This window comes from Pseudomonas sp. BF-B-15 (assembly GCF_019946675.1).
GTDB lineage: Bacteria > Pseudomonadota > Gammaproteobacteria > Pseudomonadales > Pseudomonadaceae > Aquipseudomonas > Aquipseudomonas migulae.
Map to the genome: position 1 here is coordinate 30,039 of NZ_JAGYFZ010000040.1, position 19,564 is coordinate 49,602.

Below are 19,564 nucleotides of genomic sequence, written 5' to 3' on the forward strand. Positions count from 1 at the left end.
GGTGTCAACCCAATAAAAAAGCCCCCGCTAAGCGGGGGCTTTTTCAACTCATCAAAGCTTACTCAAAAAGAGCTTACTCGATGATTTTGGCTACGACGCCAGCGCCGACGGTACGACCGCCTTCACGGATAGCGAAACGCAGACCGTCTTCCATTGCGATGGTTTTGATCAGGGTAACAGTCATCTGAATGTTGTCACCTGGCATTACCATTTCAACGCCTTCTGGCAGCTCGCAGTTACCAGTCACGTCAGTAGTACGGAAGTAGAACTGTGGACGGTAGCCTTTGAAGAACGGAGTATGACGACCGCCTTCTTCCTTGCTCAGAACGTAAACTTCTGCGGTGAACTTGGTGTGCGGCTTAACCGAACCTGGCTTAACCAGAACCTGGCCACGCTCAACGTCGTCACGCTTGGTACCACGCAGCAGAACGCCGCAGTTCTCGCCAGCACGACCTTCGTCGAGCAGTTTGCGGAACATTTCAACACCGGTGCAGGTGGTGACGGTGGTGTCACGCAGACCAACGATTTCCAGTGGATCCTGAACGCGAACGATACCGCGCTCGATACGGCCAGTCACAACAGTACCACGACCCGAGATCGAGAATACGTCTTCGATTGGCATCAGGAACGGCTTGTCGGTCAGACGAACTGGCTCTGGGATGTAGCTGTCCAGAGTTTCAACCAGTTTACGAACGGCAGTGGTGCCCATTTCGTTTTCGTCGTTGCCTTCCAGAGCCATACGAGCAGAACCGATGATGATCGGAGTGTCGTCACCTGGGAAGTCGTAAGTGCTGAGCAGGTCGCGAACTTCCATCTCAACCAGTTCCAGCAGCTCTGCGTCGTCTACCAGGTCAGCCTTGTTCAGGAAAACCACGATGTACGGAACGCCTACCTGACGGGACAGCAGGATGTGCTCACGGGTTTGTGGCATCGGACCATCAGCGGCCGAGCAAACCAGGATAGCGCCGTCCATCTGAGCAGCACCGGTGATCATGTTCTTCACATAGTCAGCGTGACCTGGGCAGTCAACGTGAGCGTAGTGACGGATCAGCGAGTTGTATTCAACGTGCGCGGTGTTGATGGTGATACCACGAGCTTTCTCTTCTGGTGCGCTGTCGATCTTGTCGAAGTCAACACGAGCCGAACCGAAAACTTCGGAGCAGACGCGAGTCAGAGCAGCAGTCAGAGTGGTTTTACCGTGGTCAACGTGACCGATGGTGCCAACGTTGACGTGCGGAAGGGAACGATCAAATTTTTCTTTAGCCACGACAATTAACTCCTAGCCTAAAGGACTGAATCAGCCTTGTTTTTTGGTTACAGTTTCGACGATGTGCGACGGAGCTGTATTGTATTTTTTGAATTCCATAGAGTAGCTTGCGCGACCTTGGGACATGGAACGAACGTCGGTCGCATAACCGAACATCTCGCCCAACGGAACCTCGGCACGAATTACTTTACCGGAAACCGTATCTTCCATACCCAGGATCATGCCGCGACGACGGTTAAGGTCGCCCATCACGTCACCCATATAGTCTTCAGGTGTAACAACCTCTACAGCCATGATCGGCTCGAGCAACTCACCACCGCCCTTCTGGGCCAGTTGCTTGGTCGCCATGGAAGCAGCCACCTTAAACGCCATCTCGTTCGAGTCGACGTCATGGTAGGAACCATCAAACACGGTAGCCTTCAGGCCGATCAGCGGATAGCCGGCAACAACGCCGTTCTTCATCTGCTCTTCGATACCCTTCTGGATAGCCGGGATGTATTCCTTAGGAACCACACCACCCACTACTTCGTTCAGGAATTGCAGACCTTCCTGACCTTCGTCAGCAGGAGCAAAGCGAATCCAGCAATGACCGAACTGGCCACGACCGCCGGACTGACGAACGAACTTGCCTTCGATTTCGCAGCTCTTCGTGATGCGCTCACGGTACGAAACTTGAGGCTTACCGATGTTGGCTTCGACGTTGAACTCACGGCGCATCCGGTCAACCAGGATGTCCAGGTGCAACTCGCCCATGCCGGAGATGATCGTTTGACCAGTCTCTTCATCAGTCTTGACGCGGAAAGACGGGTCTTCCTGAGCAAGTTTGCCCAGAGCGATACCCATTTTTTCCTGGTCATCCTTGGTCTTAGGCTCTACGGCAACCGAAATAACCGGCTCCGGGAAGTCCATGCGAACCAGGATGATTGGCTTGTCAGCGTTGCACAAAGTCTCACCAGTGGTGACGTCCTTCATGCCGATCAAGGCCGCGATGTCACCAGCGCGAACTTCCTTGATCTCTTCGCGGGCGTTTGCGTGCATTTGCACCATACGACCCACTCGCTCTTTCTTGCCTTTAACCGAGTTGATCACGCCGTCGCCGGAGGCCAACACGCCCGAGTAAACTCGAACAAAGGTCAAGGTACCCACGAATGGGTCGGTAGCGATCTTGAACGCCAGAGCCGAGAACGGCTCGCTGTCGTCTGCGTGACGCTCCATTTCCTTGGTCTCGTCATCCGGGTCAGTACCCTTGATGGCAGGAATGTCGGTAGGAGCAGGCAGGTAGTCGATAACGGCGTCGAGAACCAGGGGAACGCCCTTGTTCTTGAAGGAAGAACCGCAAACAGCCAGAACGATCTCGCCAGCAATAGTACGCTGACGCAGAGCGGCCTTGATTTCCGCGTTGGTGAGTTCTTCACCTTCGAGGTACTTGTTCATCAGCTCTTCGCTGGCTTCGGCCGCAGCTTCAATCATGTTGCTGCGCCACTCGTCAGCCAATTCCTGCAATTCAGCAGGGATAGGCTCGCGACGTGGAGTCATGCCTTTGTCAGCGTCATTCCAGTAAACAGCTTCCATGGACATCAGATCGATCTGACCCTGGAAGTTGTCTTCGGAACCGATAGCCAACTGGATTGGCACCGGAGTGTGACCCAGACGCTGCTTGATCTGACCGATCACGCGCAGGAAGTTTGCACCAGCACGGTCCATCTTGTTTACGTAAACAAGACGTGGAACGCCGTACTTGTTGGCCTGACGCCATACGGTTTCCGACTGAGGCTCAACACCCGAGGTACCGCAGAACACAACGACCGCGCCGTCGAGAACACGCAGGGAACGTTCAACTTCAATAGTGAAGTCAACGTGGCCCGGGGTGTCGATGACGTTGAAGCGATACTGATCTTTGTGCTGCTTCTCGGAACCCTGCCAGAAGGCGGTAATAGCAGCAGAAGTAATGGTAATACCACGCTCCTGCTCCTGCACCATCCAGTCTGTGGTCGCGGCGCCGTCATGCACCTCGCCCATTTTGTGACTTTTGCCAGTGTAAAAAAGGACGCGCTCGGTGGTGGTGGTTTTACCAGCATCCACGTGAGCAACGATACCAATGTTACGGTAGCGATTAATCGGTGTAGTACGAGCCATAAAGCCCTCGCAAAATTAGTGACGCTAAAATTAGAAGCGGTAGTGCGAGAAAGCCTTGTTGGCTTCAGCCATACGGTGCACGTCTTCACGCTTCTTAACTGCAGCACCTTTGCCTTCAGCAGCGTCCAACAGTTCGCCAGCCAAACGCAGAGCCATAGACTTCTCGCCGCGCTTACGGGCGAAGTCTACCAACCAGCGCATTGCCAGAGCGTTACGACGGGACGGACGAACTTCGACCGGAACCTGGTAAGTAGCACCGCCTACACGGCGCGACTTTACTTCGACCAGCGGAGCGATGGCGTCGAGAGCTTTCTCGAAGATTTCCAGGGGGTCGCTGTTCTTGCGTTCTTTAACCTTCTCCAGCGCGCCATAAACGATACGCTCGGCAACGGCTTTCTTGCCGCTTTCCATCACGTGGTTCATGAACTTGGCCAGAATTTGGCTTCCGTATTTTGGATCGTCAAGCACTTCGCGCTTGGCTGCTACGCGTCTTCTTGGCATGGATAAGCCCTCAAACGGTCTTCAGGTTCGCTCGGAATCAGTGCCCTTTCGGGACGCCTCCGACCTTACTCTTATCGACTCAGAAAAATAGATGATTCAGTTTTTACAAAAAGCCACTACTACTTAGGCTTCTTGGTACCGTACTTCGAACGACCTTGGTTACGACCTTTAACGCCGGAAGTATCCAAAGAGCCGCGAACGGTGTGGTAACGAACACCTGGCAAGTCTTTTACACGACCGCCGCGGATCAGTACCACGCTGTGCTCTTGCAGGTTGTGGCCTTCACCGCCGATGTACGAGGAAACCTCGAAACCGTTGGTCAGACGCACACGGCATACTTTACGCAGTGCCGAGTTAGGTTTTTTCGGCGTGGTGGTATACACACGGGTGCATACGCCACGACGTTGCGGGCAGTTCTGCAGCGCAGGCACGTCGGATTTCTCGACGATACGCTTACGCGGCTGACGTACCAGCTGGTTGATAGTTGCCATCTACTAGCTCCACTGTTGTCTTGCGACGCTATTGTCTTGCAAGAAAAGCAAAATGGCAGGAACGAATTCCCGCCAAATTTAGGGGTACAAGAGTCTAAAGAGGATCTTGTCCCCAGTCAAGACAAGGCCCCGACCTTCCCGCTTATCCAACCTCGACAAAATGTCTTGATTCGATGAACGGAACGATCAGGGCCTTGGCTCATTTATCGCAGAACTCAGTTACCGCTCGAGTTCAGCGCTTCGGTCAGTGCAGCTTCCACTTCACTGGCGCTTACGCGCAACGGTTTGTCAGCATCACGACGGCGTTTACGCTCGCTGTGATAAGCCAGACCGGTACCAGCCGGGATCAGACGACCCACGACCACGTTTTCTTTCAGGCCGCGCAGGTAATCGCGCTTGCCGGTTACCGCCGCTTCGGTCAGTACGCGAGTGGTTTCCTGGAAGGAAGCCGCCGAGATGAACGATTCGGTGGACAACGACGCCTTGGTGATACCCAGCAGCACGCGAGTGAACTTGGAAACGAATTTCTCGTCGTTCGCCAGGCGCTCGTTTTCTACCAGTACGTGAGTCAATTCCATCTGGTCGCCCTTGATGAAACTGGAATCGCCGGATTCAGCGATTTCAACTTTACGCAGCATCTGACGCAGGATGGTCTCGATGTGCTTGTCGTTGATCTTCACGCCTTGCAGACGGTAAACGTCCTGGATCTCGTTCACGATGTACTTGGCCAGCGCACTTACACCCAGCAGACGCAGGATGTCGTGTGGATCGCTCGGGCCGTCGGAGATAACTTCGCCGCGGTTTACCTGTTCGCCTTCGAAGACGTTCAGGTGACGCCACTTCGGAATCAGCTCTTCGTACGGATCGCTACCGTCGTTCGGAGTGATGACCAGACGACGCTTGCCTTTGGTCTCTTTACCGAACGCGATGGTGCCGCTGACTTCAGCCAGAATCGAGGCTTCTTTCGGACGACGGGCTTCGAACAAGTCGGCAACACGCGGCAGACCACCGGTGATGTCACGGGTCTTCGAAGTCTCTTGCGGAATACGAGCGATAACATCACCGATCGCGATTTTCGCACCGTCCGCAACACCGACCAGGGCGTTGGCTGGCAGGAAGTACTGAGCGATAACGTCAGTGCCTGGCAGCAACAGATCCTTGCCGTTGTCATCAACCATCTTCACAGCAGGACGGATATCTTTACCGGCAGCTGGACGGTCTTTGGCGTCGAGGACTTCAATGTTGGTCATACCGGTCAATTCGTCAGTCTGACGCTTGATCGTGATGCCTTCTTCCATGCCCACGTAGGTCACGGTACCTTTCATTTCGGTAACGATTGGGTGAGTGTGCGGATCCCACTTGGCCACGATTGCGCCAGCGTCGACCTTGTCACCTTCTTTAACCGAAATCACAGCACCGTATGGCAGCTTGTAACGCTCGCGCTCACGACCGAAGTCATCAGCGATTGCCAGCTCACCGGAACGGGACACAGCAACCAGGCAACCATCCACTCGCTCAACGTGCTTCAGGTTGTGCAGACGGACGGTACCGCCATTCTTCACCTGAACGCTGTCAGCTGCGGAGGTCCGGCTTGCCGCACCACCGATGTGGAACGTACGCATGGTCAGCTGGGTACCCGGCTCACCGATGGACTGGGCAGCGATAACGCCGACCGCTTCACCGATGTTCACCTGGTGACCACGAGCCAAGTCACGGCCGTAGCACTTGGCGCAAATGCCATAGCGGGTTTCGCAGCTGATCGGCGAACGCACGATCACTTCGTCGATGCTGTTCAGCTCGATGAACTCGACCCACTTCTCGTCTACCAGAGTGCCGGCAGGAACGATAACTTCCTCGGTACCTGGCTTGAATACGTCACGGGCAATGACACGACCCAATACGCGCTCACCCAACGGCTCAACAACGTCACCGCCTTCAATGTGCGGAGTCATTACCAGGCCATGTTCGGTGCCGCAATCGATCTCGGTCACAACCAGATCCTGCGCCACGTCTACCAGACGACGAGTCAGGTAACCGGAGTTCGCAGTTTTCAACGCGGTATCCGCCAAACCTTTACGAGCACCGTGAGTCGAGATGAAGTACTGAAGTACGCTCAAACCTTCACGGAAGTTCGCAGTAATCGGCGTTTCGATGATGGAACCGTCCGGCTTGGCCATCAGGCCACGCATACCGGCGAGCTGACGGATCTGAGCAGCAGAACCCCGTGCGCCCGAGTCGGCCATCATGTACATCGAGTTGAAGGACTCTTGGTCGACTTCGACGCCATGACGGTCGATGACTTTCTCCTTCGAGAGGTTGGCCATCATCGCCTTGGAAACTTCGTCGTTCGCCTTGGACCAAAGGTCGATTACTTTGTTGTACTTCTCGCCCTGGGTTACCAGGCCGGAGGCGTACTGACTTTCGATCTCTTTCACTTCGTCGGTAGCAGCACCGATGATGCGGGCTTTTTCATCCGGGATAACGAAGTCGTTAACACCGATGGAAACGCCGGAAATAGTCGAATAGGCAAAACCGGTGTACATCAACTGGTCAGCGAAGATCACGGTCTCTTTCAAACCAACCACGCGGTAGCACTGGTTGATCAGCTTGGAGATCGCCTTTTTCTTCATCGGCAGGTTGACGACGTCGTACGACAGACCTTTTGGTACAACCTGGAACAACAGCGCACGGCCGACAGTGGTGTCGACGATACGAGTGTTGGTCACGCTGCCGCCATCACGGTCATTGACGGTTTCGTTGATCCGCACTTTGACTTTTGCGTGCAGTGCGGCTTCGCCGGCACGGAACACACGGTCAACTTCTTGCAGATCCGCGAACACACGACCTTCGCCCTTGGCGTTGATCGCTTCACGAGTCATGTAGTACAGACCCAATACAACGTCCTGCGACGGAACGATGATTGGCTCACCGTTGGCTGGCGACAGAATGTTGTTGGTCGACATCATCAACGCACGCGCTTCCAACTGGGCTTCCAGTGTCAGCGGTACGTGCACGGCCATTTGGTCGCCGTCGAAGTCGGCGTTGTACGCAGCACAGACCAGAGGGTGCAGCTGGATAGCCTTACCTTCGATCAGTACTGGTTCAAACGCCTGGATACCCAGACGGTGAAGGGTCGGTGCACGGTTGAGAAGCACTGGGTGTTCGCGGATAACTTCAGCGAGAACGTCCCAAACTTCCGGCAGCTCGCGCTCAACCATCTTCTTCGCAGCTTTGATGGTGGTAGCGAGACCACGCATTTCCAGCTTGCCGAAAATGAACGGTTTGAACAGCTCGAGAGCCATTTTCTTCGGCAGACCGCACTGGTGCAGACGCAGGGTCGGACCTACGGTAATTACCGAACGACCCGAGTAGTCAACACGCTTACCGAGCAAGTTCTGACGGAAACGACCTTGCTTACCCTTGATCATGTCAGCCAGGGATTTCAGAGGACGCTTGTTGGAACCGGTGATAGCGCGGCCACGACGACCGTTGTCGAGCAGTGCATCGACGGCTTCCTGCAACATACGCTTTTCGTTACGCACGATGATGTCCGGAGCGGACAGATCGAGCAGACGCTTCAAGCGGTTGTTACGGTTGATCACTCGACGATACAGATCGTTGAGGTCGGAAGTCGCGAAGCGACCGCCATCCAGCGGGACCAGTGGACGCAGATCTGGCGGCAGAACCGGCAGAACGGTCAGCACCATCCATTCTGGAAGGTTGCCGGAACCCTGGAAGGCTTCCATCAACTTCAGACGCTTGGACAGCTTCTTGATTTTGGTTTCGGAGTTGGTTTGCGGAATTTCTTCACGCAGACGGCCAATCTCGTGTTCCAAGTCGATAGCGTGCAGCAGTTCGCGCACAGCTTCGGCACCCATGCGGGCATCGAAATCGTCGCCGAACTCTTCCAGCGCTTCGAAGTACTGCTCATCGTTCAGCAGCTGACCTTTTTCAAGGGTGGTCATGCCTGGATCGATAACGACATAGCTCTCGAAATAGAGAACACGTTCGATATCACGCAGGGTCATGTCCATCAGCAAGCCGATACGCGACGGCAGCGATTTCAGGAACCAGATGTGGGCAACTGGCGAGGCCAGTTCGATGTGCGCCATGCGCTCACGACGAACTTTAGCCAGCGCGACTTCAACGCCGCACTTCTCGCAGATCACACCACGGTGCTTCAAGCGCTTGTACTTACCGCACAGGCACTCGTAATCCTTTACCGGGCCAAAGATCTTGGCGCAGAACAGGCCGTCACGCTCAGGTTTGAACGTACGGTAGTTGATGGTTTCCGGCTTTTTAACTTCACCGAACGACCACGAACGGATCATCTCAGGCGATGCCAATCCAATACGGATGGCGTCGAACTCTTCGACTTGACCCTGGTTTTTCAGCAAATTCAGTAGGTCTTTCAAGGCCTTTCCTCCTGGCGGAGCAGAGAGCGGGCAATCCTGCCCCGCTCTCGATTCGCGTCACGTGTTATTCGGTTTCCAGATCGATATCGATGCCGAGGGAACGAATTTCCTTGATCAACACGTTGAAGGACTCGGGCATGCCCGGCTCCATACGGTGATCGCCATCCACGATGTTTTTGTACATCTTGGTACGGCCGTTCACATCGTCCGACTTCACTGTGAGCATTTCTTGCAGAGTGTAAGCGGCACCGTATGCTTCCAGTGCCCAGACCTCCATCTCCCCGAAACGCTGACCACCGAACTGTGCCTTACCACCCAGCGGCTGCTGGGTAACCAGGCTGTACGAACCGGTAGAACGAGCGTGCATCTTGTCGTCTACCAAGTGGTTCAGCTTCAGCATGTACATGTAGCCAACAGTAACCGGGCGCTCGAACTTGTTGCCGGTACGGCCGTCGGTCAGCTGCATCTGGCCGCTTTCTGGCAGGTCTGCCAGTTTCAGCATGGCCTTGATTTCGCTTTCCTTGGCGCCGTCGAACACTGGAGTGGCCATTGGAACGCCGCCACGCAGGTTCTTCGCCAGATCCAGGATTTCCTGATCGGAGAAGCTATCCAGATCTTCGTTACGACCGCCGATCTCGTTGTAGATCTCGTGCAGGAACTTGCGAAGCTCGGCGACTTTGCGCTGCTCTTCGATCATCCGGTTGATCTTCTCGCCCAGACCTTTGGCTGCGAGGCCCAGGTGGGTTTCAAGGATCTGACCAACGTTCATACGCGAAGGTACGCCCAACGGGTTGAGGACGACGTCGACCGGGGTGCCATTGGCATCGTGCGGCATGTCTTCAACCGGCATGATCACGGAGACCACACCTTTGTTACCGTGACGACCGGCCATCTTGTCGCCCGGCTGGATGCGGCGACGGATTGCCAGGTAAACCTTGACGATTTTCAGCACGCCTGGAGCCAGGTCATCGCCCTGCTGCAGTTTGCGCTTCTTGTCTTCGAACTTGTCGTCCAGCAGACGGCGGCGATCAACGATGTAGGCCTGAGCCTTCTCGAGCTGCTCGTTCAGAGCATCTTCAGCCATGCGCAGTTTGAACCACTGACCATGCTCAAGACCGTCGAGAACTTCGTCAGTGATGTCCTGACCTTTCTTCAGACCGGCGCCGCCTTCGGCTTTATGGCCGACCAGAGCGGAACGCAGACGTTCGAAAGTGGCGCCTTCAACGATACGGAACTCTTCGTTCAGATCCTTGCGGATCTCGTCGAGCTGAGTCTTCTCGATCGACAGTGCACGAGCATCACGCTCAACGCCGTCGCGGGTGAAGACCTGTACGTCGATGACAGTACCCTTGGTACCGGTAGGTACACGCAGGGAGGTGTCTTTAACGTCGCTGGCTTTTTCACCGAAGATGGCACGCAGCAGCTTCTCTTCCGGAGTCAGTTGAGTCTCGCCTTTCGGAGTGACCTTACCGACCAGAATGTCGCCTGCGCCAACTTCAGCACCTACGTAAACGATACCGGCTTCGTCCAGTTTGTTCAGTGCAGCTTCACCCACGTTAGGGATGTCCGCAGTGATTTCCTCAGGCCCAAGCTTGGTGTCACGCGCCACACAGGTCAGTTCCTGAATGTGGATCGTGGTGAAGCGATCTTCCTGAACAACACGCTCGGACAGGCAGATGGAGTCTTCGAAGTTGAAGCCGTTCCATGCCATGAACGCGATGCGCATGTTCTGACCCAGAGCCAGCTCACCCATGTCGGTGGACGGACCGTCGGCCATGATGTCGCTGCGCTGGACCCGATCACCTTTACGCACCAGCGGACGCTGGTTGATGCAGGTGTTCTGGTTAGAGCGGGTGTATTTGGTCAGGTTGTAGATGTCGACACCAGCTTCGCCGGTTTCAACTTCGTCATCAGCAACACGAACCACGATACGGCTGGCGTCCACGGAATCGATAACGCCGCCACGACGAGCCACGACGCAAACGCCGGAGTCACGAGCTACGTTACGCTCCATGCCGGTACCGACCAGCGGCTTGTCAGCGCGCAGGGTTGGTACAGCTTGACGCTGCATGTTCGAACCCATCAACGCACGGTTGGCGTCGTCGTGCTCGAGGAACGGGATCAGCGACGCTGCAACCGAAACTACCTGCTTCGGCGATACGTCCATCAAGGTGACGTCTTCCGGCGCCTTGACGGTGAACTCGTTCAAGTGACGAACAGCTACCAGCTCGTCGACCAGGACTTTCTTGTCGTTCATCGTGGCCGAAGCCTGAGCGATCACATGATCAGCTTCTTCGATGGCGGACAGGAACACGATCTCGTCGGTGACCAGAGCGTCTTTCACCACACGGTACGGGCTCTCGAGGAAGCCGTACTGGTTGGTGCGCGCATAGGCGGCCAGGGAGTTGATCAGACCGATGTTCGGACCTTCCGGCGTTTCGATCGGGCATACACGACCGTAGTGAGTCGGGTGTACGTCACGAACTTCAAAGCCGGCACGCTCACGAGTCAAACCGCCAGGACCGAGTGCAGACACACGACGCTTGTGGGTGATCTCGGACAGCGGGTTGTTCTGGTCCATGAACTGGGACAGCTGGCTGGAACCGAAGAACTCTTTCACCGCCGCAGCCACTGGCTTGGCGTTGATCAGGTCTTGCGGCATCAGGCCTTCGCTTTCAGCCATCGACAGACGCTCTTTGACCGCACGCTCAACACGTACCAGGCCAACGCGGAACTGGTTCTCGGCCATTTCGCCTACGCAGCGAACACGACGGTTACCCAGGTGGTCGATGTCATCGACGATGCCTTTACCGTTACGGATGTCGACCAGAGTCTTCAGCACCGCGACGATGTCTTCTTTGCACAACACGCCCGAACCTTCGATTTCGGTACGACCGATACGACGGTTGAACTTCATCCGGCCGACCGCAGACAGGTCATAGCGCTCAGGGCTGAAGAACAGGTTGTTGAACAGAGTCTCGGCAGCGTCTTTGGTTGGCGGCTCGCCTGGACGCATCATGCGATAGATCTCGACCAGCGCTTCCAATTGGTTGCTGGTGGAGTCGATCTTCAGGGTGTCGGAGACGAACGGACCGCAGTCGATATCGTTGGTGTACAGAGTTTCGATGCGGACAACTTGAGCCTTGGCGATTTTCGCCAGGATTTCGGTGTTCAGCTCGGTGTTGCACTCTGCCAGGATTTCGCCGGTTGCCGGATGCACGATGACCTTGGCGGTAGTGCGACCCAGGACGTAGTCCAGAGGCACTTGCAGCTCTTTGATCCCGGCTTTTTCCAGCTGGTTGATGTGGCGAGCGGTGATACGACGACCTTGCTCGACAATAACCTTGCCTTTGTCATCCAGGATATCCAGGACAGCAATTTCACCACGCAGGCGCTGAGGCACCAGTTCCAGGCTGAGGTTTTCACCTTGCACGTGGAAGACGTTGGTGGTGTAGAACGCGTCGAGCACTTCTTCGGTGGTATAGCCGAGCGCGCGCAGCAGTACCGATGCAGGCAGCTTGCGACGACGGTCGATACGCACGAACACGCAGTCTTTCGGATCGAACTCGAAGTCCAACCACGAACCGCGGTAAGGAATGATGCGCGCGGAGTACAGCAGTTTGCCGGAGCTGTGCGTCTTGCCACGGTCGTGGTCGAAGAACACGCCCGGGGAACGGTGCAGCTGGGAAACGATTACACGCTCGGTACCGTTGATTACGAAGGTACCGTTCTCAGTCATCAGTGGGATTTCACCCATGTAGACTTCTTGCTCTTTGATGTCCTTGATCGCTTTGTTCGACGATTCTTTGTCGAAAATGATCAGGCGCACTTTTACCCGCAAAGGTACGGCATAAGTTACACCGCGCAATACGCATTCTTTGACATCAAATGCCGGTTCGCCCAGGCGATAACCGACGTACTCCAGCGCAGCATTGCCGGAGTAGCTGATGATCGGGAAAACGGATTTGAAGGCCGCATGCAGGCCCACGTCGCGGAACTGATCTTTAGTCGCTCCCGCTTGCAAGAATTCACGATACGAATCCAGCTGGATGGCCAGGAGGTACGGCACATCCATGACGTCCGGCAACTTGCTAAAGTCCTTGCGGATACGTTTTTTCTCAGTATATGAGTAAGCCATCAGCGTTCCCCAGCTTGGTCACCTGCTTGTTTGGCCCCTCCCGACGGGAGCAGCCAGAAAATCGTGCAAACCCCATGGTTTGCGCCACCGCATCGGGTGGTTACAACTCGTTATCAGCACCGACCCAGTCGGCTGCCAATAACGGAAAAAGGCCGGTGGCAAGAGCCACCAGCCATCAGCCTTTCGCTTAACGCTCGGGCTGGAGGAGCAAAGTCGATGCTTACTTCAGCTCGACTTTAGCGCCTGCTTCTTCCAGTACTGCTTTGGCTTTGTCAGCTGCGTCTTTGGCAACAGCTTCCAGAACCATGGCAGGAGCGCCGTCAACTACAGCCTTGGCTTCTTTCAGGCCCAGACCGGTCAGTTCACGTACAGCCTTGATCACGTTAACTTTCTTCTCGCCAGCTTCGGTCAGCATGACGTTGAATTCAGTTTGCTCTTCAACAACAGCGGCAGCAGCAGCTGGACCAGCCGATGCAGCAGCAGCGGTAACGCCGAATTTTTCTTCGAAAGCTTTGATCAGCTCAACAACTTCCATTACGGACATGTTGCCAACTGCTTCAAGGATATCGTTCTGAGAGATAGACATGAATCTAATTCCTGATATTGGGGACGGCCTACGCGACCATCGAAATAAACAAAAAACGCGAGAAGGAGACGAGCCTTAGGCTGCGGCAGCTTCTTTTTGGTCGCGAACTGCCGCCAGAGTACGAGCCAACTTGCTGGTAGCGCCTTGAATCACGCTCATCAGCTGAGAAATAGCTTCGTTACGGGTCGGCAGGGTTGCCAGTACGTCGATCTGATTAGCTGCGAGGAACTTGCCCTCGAACGCAGCTGCCTTGATCTCGAACTTATCCTGACCTTTTGCGAACTCTTTGAAGATACGAGCAGCGGCGCCCGGATGTTCTTTGGAGAATGCAATCAAGGTAGGGCCGGTGAACACGTCGTTGAGAACACTGTATTCAGTGTCGGCAACGGCGCGCTTGAGCAGGGTGTTACGTACAACACGTACGTAAACGCCAGCTTCACGAGCCTCTTTACGGAGTCCGGTCATTGCGCCTACTGTTACGCCACGGGCATCAGCCACGACAGCGGACAGAGCGACTTTGGCAGCCTCGTTGACTTCAGCGACGATGGCCTTCTTGTCTTCGAGTTTAATTGCCACGGGTTTAACTCCTGCTTGTTACCGTTTCATCCAACCGGAGCCGGATGTCGTTTTGGTGTCTGATTCGGTAAGGAACCGGGAGCACCATCTGCGTAGGCTTGAGGTTTAAGACTTGCGTCGCCTACGGTCTTGGATAGCCCCCGCCAGGCAGGGACCCCAATCTTTCAATTGGCGCAATCGCTTACGCCAACCTGTGTCTTACGCGTCGAGCGAGCTTTGGTCGATGACCAGACCTGGGCCCATAGTGGTGCTCAGGGTAACGCGCTTGACGTAAATGCCTTTCGAGGAAGCTGGCTTGATACGCTTCAGATCAGCGATCAGGGCTTCAACGTTTTCCTTCAGCTTGACGGCGTCGAAGCCAATCTTGCCAACGGAAGTGTGGATGATGCCGTTTTTGTCGGTGCGATAACGAACCTGACCAGCCTTGGCGTTTTTAACCGCGGTAGCTACGTCTGGAGTTACGGTGCCGACTTTAGGGTTAGGCATCAGGCCACGTGGACCGAGGATCTGACCCAACTGACCTACAACGCGCATTGCATCCGGGGATGCGATAACTACGTCATAGTTCAGGTCGCCGCCTTTCATTTCGGCAGCCAGGTCGTCCATACCTACACGGTCAGCGCCGGCAGCCAGAGCGGCCTCAGCAGCTGGACCCTGGGTGAACACAGCAACGCGAACAGTCTTGCCAGTGCCGTGCGGCAGCACAGTAGCGCTACGAACGACCTGGTCGGATTTACGCGGGTCAACACCCAGGTTCACAGCAACGTCGAACGACTCGCTGAACTTGACAGTCGACAGCTCAGCCAGCAGAGCAGCAGCGTCTACAAAGTTGTAGGACTTGCCTGCTTCGATTTTGCCGGCGATAGCCTTTTGACGCTTGGTCAACTTAGCCATTACACACCCTCCACGTTAAGGCCCATGCTACGAGCAGAACCGGCGATGGTACGCACGGCTGCTTCCATATCAGCTGCAGTCAGATCCGCGTTTTTAACTTTCGCGATTTCTTCCAGCTGAGCACGAGTCACAGTGCCAACCTTAACGGTGTTCGGACGAGCGGAACCGCTAGTCAGACCAGCCGCCTTCTTCAGCAGAACCGAAGCAGGGGTGGATTTGGTTTCGAAAGTGAAGCTACGGTCGCTGTAGACAGTGATGATCACTGGAGTCGGCAGACCTGGCTCAATACCCTGAGTACGGGCGTTGAAAGCCTTGCAGAATTCCATGATGTTCACGCCGTGCTGACCCAGAGCAGGACCAACAGGTGGGCTTGGGTTAGCCTGAGCGGCCTTCACTTGCAGCTTGATGTAAGCGGTAATCTTCTTGGCCATGAGGCACTCCAATTACGGGTTCGAACGCCTCGAAAGGCTCCCCGGTTACTTGCGCGTTTATCCCAGTGACGACAAAACCCCACAGCCTAGGGCTGCGGGGTTGGGATGCTTGCTCAGCTAGACTTTTTCGACCTGGCTGAACTCTAGCTCTACCGGAGTAGAGCGACCGAAAATGAGCACTGCCACTTGGATCCGGCTCTTTTCGTAGTTAACTTCTTCAACCGTGCCGGTAAAGTCGGCAAACGGCCCGTCATTGACACGCACCGACTCGCCAGGCTCGAACAACGTCTTCGGCTTCGGCTTATCGCTACCATCAGCGACACGACGCAGAATCGCTTCTGCCTCTTTGTCTGTGATTGGTGCTGGCTTATCAGCGGTACCGCCGATGAAACCCATCACCCGAGGAGTATCCTTGACCAAGTGCCAAGTACCCTCGTTCATGTCCATCTGAACCAGCACATAACCCGGGAAGAACTTACGCTCGCTTTTGCGTTTCTGGCCATTACGCATTTCAACCACTTCTTCAGTGGGAACCAGAATCTCGCCAAAGCCATCTTCCATGCCAGCCAGCTTTACGCGCTCTACTAACGAGCGCATGACATGCTTCTCGTAACCGGAGTAAGCATGCACAACGTACCAACGCTTAGCCACGGGACACCCTTAGCCGACAATCAAGGAAACAAGCCAGCCGAGCAGGGAATCAAGACCCCACAACAGCAACGCCATAACCAACACAACAGCGACAACGATCAACGTGGTCTGCGTGGTTTCTTGGCGAGTTGGCCATACGACTTTACGAATCTCGGTGCGAGCTTCCTTAACCAGTACGAAGAAAGACTTGCCCTTGACTGTTTGCAGGCCTACGAAGGCAGCCACAGCGGCGATGACAAGCAATGCAAGTACGCGGTACAGGATCGGCGAAGCAGAGTAATACTGATTACCAACAACGCCAACAACCACCAAAGCGACTACTACTAGCCACTTGAGCAGATCGAAGCGAGAGCCTTGAGCTTCAGCTTTAGGAGTCATCTATGAAGATCCTGTGAAAAGAAAGCCAGACACACCAGGTGAATCTGGCAGGTCAGGAGGGAATCGAACCCCCAACCTACGGTTTTGGAGACCGTCGCTCTGCCAATTGAGCTACTGACCTAAAACAAAATCAGGCCGACCATTATGCCGACCCGAAAAAGACATTACAACACCTTACTCGACAGCCTCGACCCTAAGACCAAAGCCACCCGCGCAACCAGCCAACAAAAAACAACAAGGCCTGATCGCAACCCTTAAAACAAAGGCAGATATTTTCATATCTGCCTTGTTATATGGAGCTCTTGAGCGGATTTGAACCGCTGACCTCACCCTTACCAAGGGTGTGCTCTACCAACTGAGCTACAAGAGCGTAACACTTTGCAGGACCTGCAAACTTGGAGCGGGTAGCGGGAATCGAACCCGCATCATCAGCTTGGAAGGCTGAGGTTCTACCACTAAACTATACCCGCGAGGCTTGCAGCTCTCGCTAAAAATGGTGGAGGGGGAAGGATTCGAACCTTCGAAGTCGTAGACGTCAGATTTACAGTCTGATCCCTTTGGCCGCTCGGGAACCCCTCCTAAGCGAGCCGGCATTCTATATCATGCCAGCCTTCTGTCAAGCATTTTCTCATTAAAAACCTGAGGTTAGCTGCGTTGACATCGCTTCGTTGTGTTTGCCGTTAAAGGCGTTCACTGCGAAGCGGGCGCCATTCTATTCAAACTATTCAGCGGGTGCAACCCCCTCGCACGGCATTATTTTATGTTTTAACTCATTGAATTCTCTAGAAAGGTTTTGCAGCTGAACCTCGCCCAGCCAACGCCGGCTTTCAGGGGCGATCCGAACCCAATAACCCGCGAATTCAAGATGATCCTTTGGCAGGAGCTGATACTTGATTTCCATGCCATTCAAGCGCCGCTCAACTGCCTGAACCGCTTCTTGACGAACAAAACCACCCAAGTACAAACAGCTATTGTCCGGCAGAGCGGCCTTCCCCTTATCAAGGACCGGATCAGCCGCCTCGCTCAACAAGCGAATATCCTGCTGCCCTCCCCTATACAAACTGAGAGGAGTGACATCCTTCGCGCGCAGAGGAGCCTCTTGTTGGTGCCAGATGTAATAGAACACATTCAAAACAAGCAGCAGCAGAAACAACCAACGCATAAGAACCTCAGGACAAAGGACATGCCATAGCCAAACCCACAAATACCAGGTCCGGAACCACTCTAGCCTCTGGCACAATCTCAGAAACCAACGCTGCATCCCCACCGGTCAGAAACACGGAGAAATCCGCCCCCCAGTAGCTACGCGCAAGCTCCAGCTGGGTCAGAACAAAGCCTCTAAGCATCAACGAGCACCCCCGCTCAACCGCTTCGACGGTTGTGCGACCTGGAACGAGACTCTCCATGGCGCGCTCAGCTGCCAGATCCCCATAACGAATTTTACGGGTATGGGTGCGCAATTGATTTCGCATCAATGGCATTCCCGGACAAATAAACCCCCCGAGATGCTCTCCATCACCGGCAACGAAATCCGCAGTGACAGCAGTACCAAAATCAAGCACCAGGCATGCACCCGACGCTAATTGGAACCCCCCAAGCATCGCCAGCCAGCGGTCGAGCCCCAGGCGTTCGAACTCTTCATAGCCATTGCGAACCCCCGACATTTCGCGAGCGGGCGCAGCGCAAACTACTGACACTCCAAAAGTGTCGGTCAGCAGAGTAATCAATGCACCGGTCTCTTCTGCCGTTCGGACACTGACCAATCGGCAAAACTTGAGGGCGAGCCCATTGAGCGCGCTCAAACTCTCCAGCAATGCAAGATTGGAGTCGACGACGCCCTCGCCAACCGTCTGGCGAGCATCAGCTTCAAGCACTCGCCACTTGATAAAACTGTTTCCGCAGTCGAGCTCAAGAATCATCACGCAACCTCAAGCTGAGCTCACCACCACTAAAGACTTTTTCCACACCGCCCACCTTCAAGCGCAGAGCACCCTGACTATCAATACCCAGTACCTCGCCATCTATATGGTTAACTCCGGCGATCAACGACACCGCCCGACCCTGCCACAGATGATTCTGCTCCCACTCAGCCTGGATAGCGGAAAATCCGCCGACTTGATGTCGACTCAAATATACCTGGAGCATCTGCCCCAACCGCGCGACCAAGTGATTGCGATCGAATGTCCGCCCCGACTCGAGCCGCAAGGACGTCCACTGCTGATCAACCTCTTCGGTCATCTGCATGTTCACATTGATCCCGACACCCAGAACCACATGACACACATCAGCAGGATCGCCTACCAACTCAAGCAGTATCCCCGCGAGCTTTTTTTGACCAACCAGAACATCATTGGGCCACTTCAAGCCTGCATCTGATACGCCCAGCGCTCGCAAGGTTTGCAAGACAGCAAGCCCAACAACAAGACTCAAGCCTTCCAACTGGCGCATGCCACCTTCAATACGCAGCACCAGACTGTAATAGATATTTTCCGCGAAAGGACTCGCCCACTTACGCCCGCGGCGCCCACGGCCAGACGTCTGCCGCTCGGCAAGCACAAGAAATGGCGCTACCTGACCGCGCTCTATTGCACGCAGCGCCTCGGCGTTAGTGGAGTCAATTGAATCGAAAACCAGAATGGGCCAATTACAAGAAGGCGCCTGCTCTGCTATTGCGACAGAGTCGAGCAGTGTCAACGGCGAGGCCAATTGATAACCACGCCCCCGCACCTTGTGAATGGACAAGCCAAGCTCAGCCTCGAGCAGCTGAAGCTGCTTCCACACAGCACTGCGACTGACACCTAAAGCGGTGCCCAGGGCCTGGCCTGAATGGAAACGGCCATCCTTAAGAAGCTTTAACAACGTCAGCATGCAAGTCCCGCCTCACAATGAGGCCCGCATGATAGCCATGCCTTGAGCCGTTGCATAGAAACCGTACTGGGCAGATTTTCTTGCGGACAAAACAAAACCCCAACCGCTTTCGCAATTGGGGTTTCGGAATTTAATCTTGACGATGACCTACTCTCACATGGGGAAACCCCACACTACCATCGGCGATGCATCGTTTCACTGCTGAGTTCGGGATGGGATCAGGTGGTTCCAA

At 54.9% G+C, this 19,564-nt stretch carries 15 protein-coding genes, 4 tRNA genes and 1 rRNA gene; all 20 read right to left on the reverse strand.

Annotated features, from left to right (window positions below; genetic code table 11):
- Positions 1–73 precede the first annotated feature (73 nt).
- The gene (gene tuf / locus KGA97_RS14960; RefSeq protein WP_008030895.1) at positions 74–1,267 is read right to left on the reverse strand and encodes an elongation factor Tu; all 1,194 of its coding nucleotides are present in this window, start codon (positions 1,265–1,267) and stop codon (positions 74–76) included.
- A 30-nt stretch (positions 1,268–1,297) separates the two neighbouring features.
- The gene (gene fusA / locus KGA97_RS14965) at positions 1,298–3,403 is read right to left on the reverse strand and encodes an elongation factor G (RefSeq protein ID WP_008030893.1); all 2,106 of its coding nucleotides are present in this window, start codon (positions 3,401–3,403) and stop codon (positions 1,298–1,300) included.
- A 30-nt stretch (positions 3,404–3,433) separates the two neighbouring features.
- Positions 3,434–3,904: a 30S ribosomal protein S7 gene (rpsG, locus tag KGA97_RS14970; protein WP_002555493.1), complete on the reverse strand. Its 471-nt coding sequence runs from the start codon at positions 3,902–3,904 to the stop codon at positions 3,434–3,436.
- A 119-nt stretch (positions 3,905–4,023) separates the two neighbouring features.
- The gene (gene rpsL / locus KGA97_RS14975; protein ID WP_002555494.1) at positions 4,024–4,395 is read right to left on the reverse strand and encodes a 30S ribosomal protein S12; all 372 of its coding nucleotides are present in this window, start codon (positions 4,393–4,395) and stop codon (positions 4,024–4,026) included.
- 215 nt (positions 4,396–4,610) lie between these two features.
- Positions 4,611–8,810: a DNA-directed RNA polymerase subunit beta' gene (gene rpoC, locus KGA97_RS14980; RefSeq protein WP_008030891.1), complete on the reverse strand. Its 4,200-nt coding sequence runs from the start codon at positions 8,808–8,810 to the stop codon at positions 4,611–4,613.
- A 64-nt stretch (positions 8,811–8,874) separates the two neighbouring features.
- Positions 8,875–12,948, reverse strand: coding sequence for a DNA-directed RNA polymerase subunit beta (gene rpoB, locus KGA97_RS14985; RefSeq protein WP_223481012.1), 4,074 nt, complete (start codon positions 12,946–12,948; stop codon positions 8,875–8,877).
- Positions 12,949–13,168: 220 nt separating this feature from the next.
- Complete coding sequence (gene rplL, locus KGA97_RS14990) at positions 13,169–13,534, reverse strand: 50S ribosomal protein L7/L12 (RefSeq protein WP_008030886.1); 366 nt, start codon at positions 13,532–13,534, stop codon at positions 13,169–13,171.
- A gap of 75 nt (positions 13,535–13,609) precedes the next feature.
- Entirely contained in the window at positions 13,610–14,110 is a 501-nt protein-coding gene (gene rplJ / locus KGA97_RS14995; protein ID WP_008030884.1) for a 50S ribosomal protein L10, read from the reverse strand.
- Between the two features lie 198 nt (positions 14,111–14,308).
- On the reverse strand, positions 14,309–15,004 hold the full coding sequence (gene rplA, locus KGA97_RS15000; RefSeq protein ID WP_008041297.1) for a 50S ribosomal protein L1: 696 nt from the start codon (positions 15,002–15,004) through the stop codon (positions 14,309–14,311).
- Complete coding sequence (gene rplK / locus KGA97_RS15005) at positions 15,004–15,435, reverse strand: 50S ribosomal protein L11 (protein ID WP_008030880.1); 432 nt, start codon at positions 15,433–15,435, stop codon at positions 15,004–15,006. The genes rplA and rplK overlap by 1 nt, the downstream gene beginning before the upstream one ends.
- 117 nt (positions 15,436–15,552) lie before the next feature.
- A complete protein-coding gene (nusG, locus tag KGA97_RS15010; protein ID WP_007896622.1) occupies positions 15,553–16,086 on the reverse strand; it encodes a transcription termination/antitermination protein NusG in 534 nt (177 codons plus the stop codon).
- Positions 16,087–16,095: 9 nt separating this feature from the next.
- Positions 16,096–16,464 (reverse strand): preprotein translocase subunit SecE, encoded by a 369-nt coding sequence (gene secE / locus KGA97_RS15015; protein ID WP_007896620.1) that lies wholly within the window; start codon positions 16,462–16,464, stop codon positions 16,096–16,098.
- A gap of 45 nt (positions 16,465–16,509) precedes the next feature.
- Positions 16,510–16,585, reverse strand: a tRNA-Trp gene (locus KGA97_RS15020).
- A gap of 173 nt (positions 16,586–16,758) precedes the next feature.
- A tRNA-Thr gene (locus KGA97_RS15025) sits at positions 16,759–16,834 on the reverse strand.
- A 26-nt stretch (positions 16,835–16,860) separates the two neighbouring features.
- Positions 16,861–16,934, reverse strand: a tRNA-Gly gene (locus KGA97_RS15030).
- Positions 16,935–16,958: 24 nt separating this feature from the next.
- Positions 16,959–17,043: transfer RNA gene (locus KGA97_RS15035), tRNA-Tyr, on the reverse strand.
- A 142-nt stretch (positions 17,044–17,185) separates the two neighbouring features.
- Complete coding sequence (locus KGA97_RS15040; RefSeq protein WP_008041291.1) at positions 17,186–17,626, reverse strand: hypothetical protein; 441 nt, start codon at positions 17,624–17,626, stop codon at positions 17,186–17,188.
- A gap of 7 nt (positions 17,627–17,633) precedes the next feature.
- Positions 17,634–18,383, reverse strand: coding sequence for a pantothenate kinase (locus KGA97_RS15045; protein WP_223481013.1), 750 nt, complete (start codon positions 18,381–18,383; stop codon positions 17,634–17,636).
- On the reverse strand, positions 18,373–19,332 hold the full coding sequence (gene birA / locus KGA97_RS15050; RefSeq protein ID WP_223481014.1) for a bifunctional biotin--[acetyl-CoA-carboxylase] ligase/biotin operon repressor BirA: 960 nt from the start codon (positions 19,330–19,332) through the stop codon (positions 18,373–18,375). The genes KGA97_RS15045 and birA overlap by 11 nt, the downstream gene beginning before the upstream one ends.
- 134 nt (positions 19,333–19,466) lie before the next feature.
- Positions 19,467–19,564 (reverse strand): 5S ribosomal RNA (gene rrf / locus KGA97_RS15055); the annotation flags it as partial.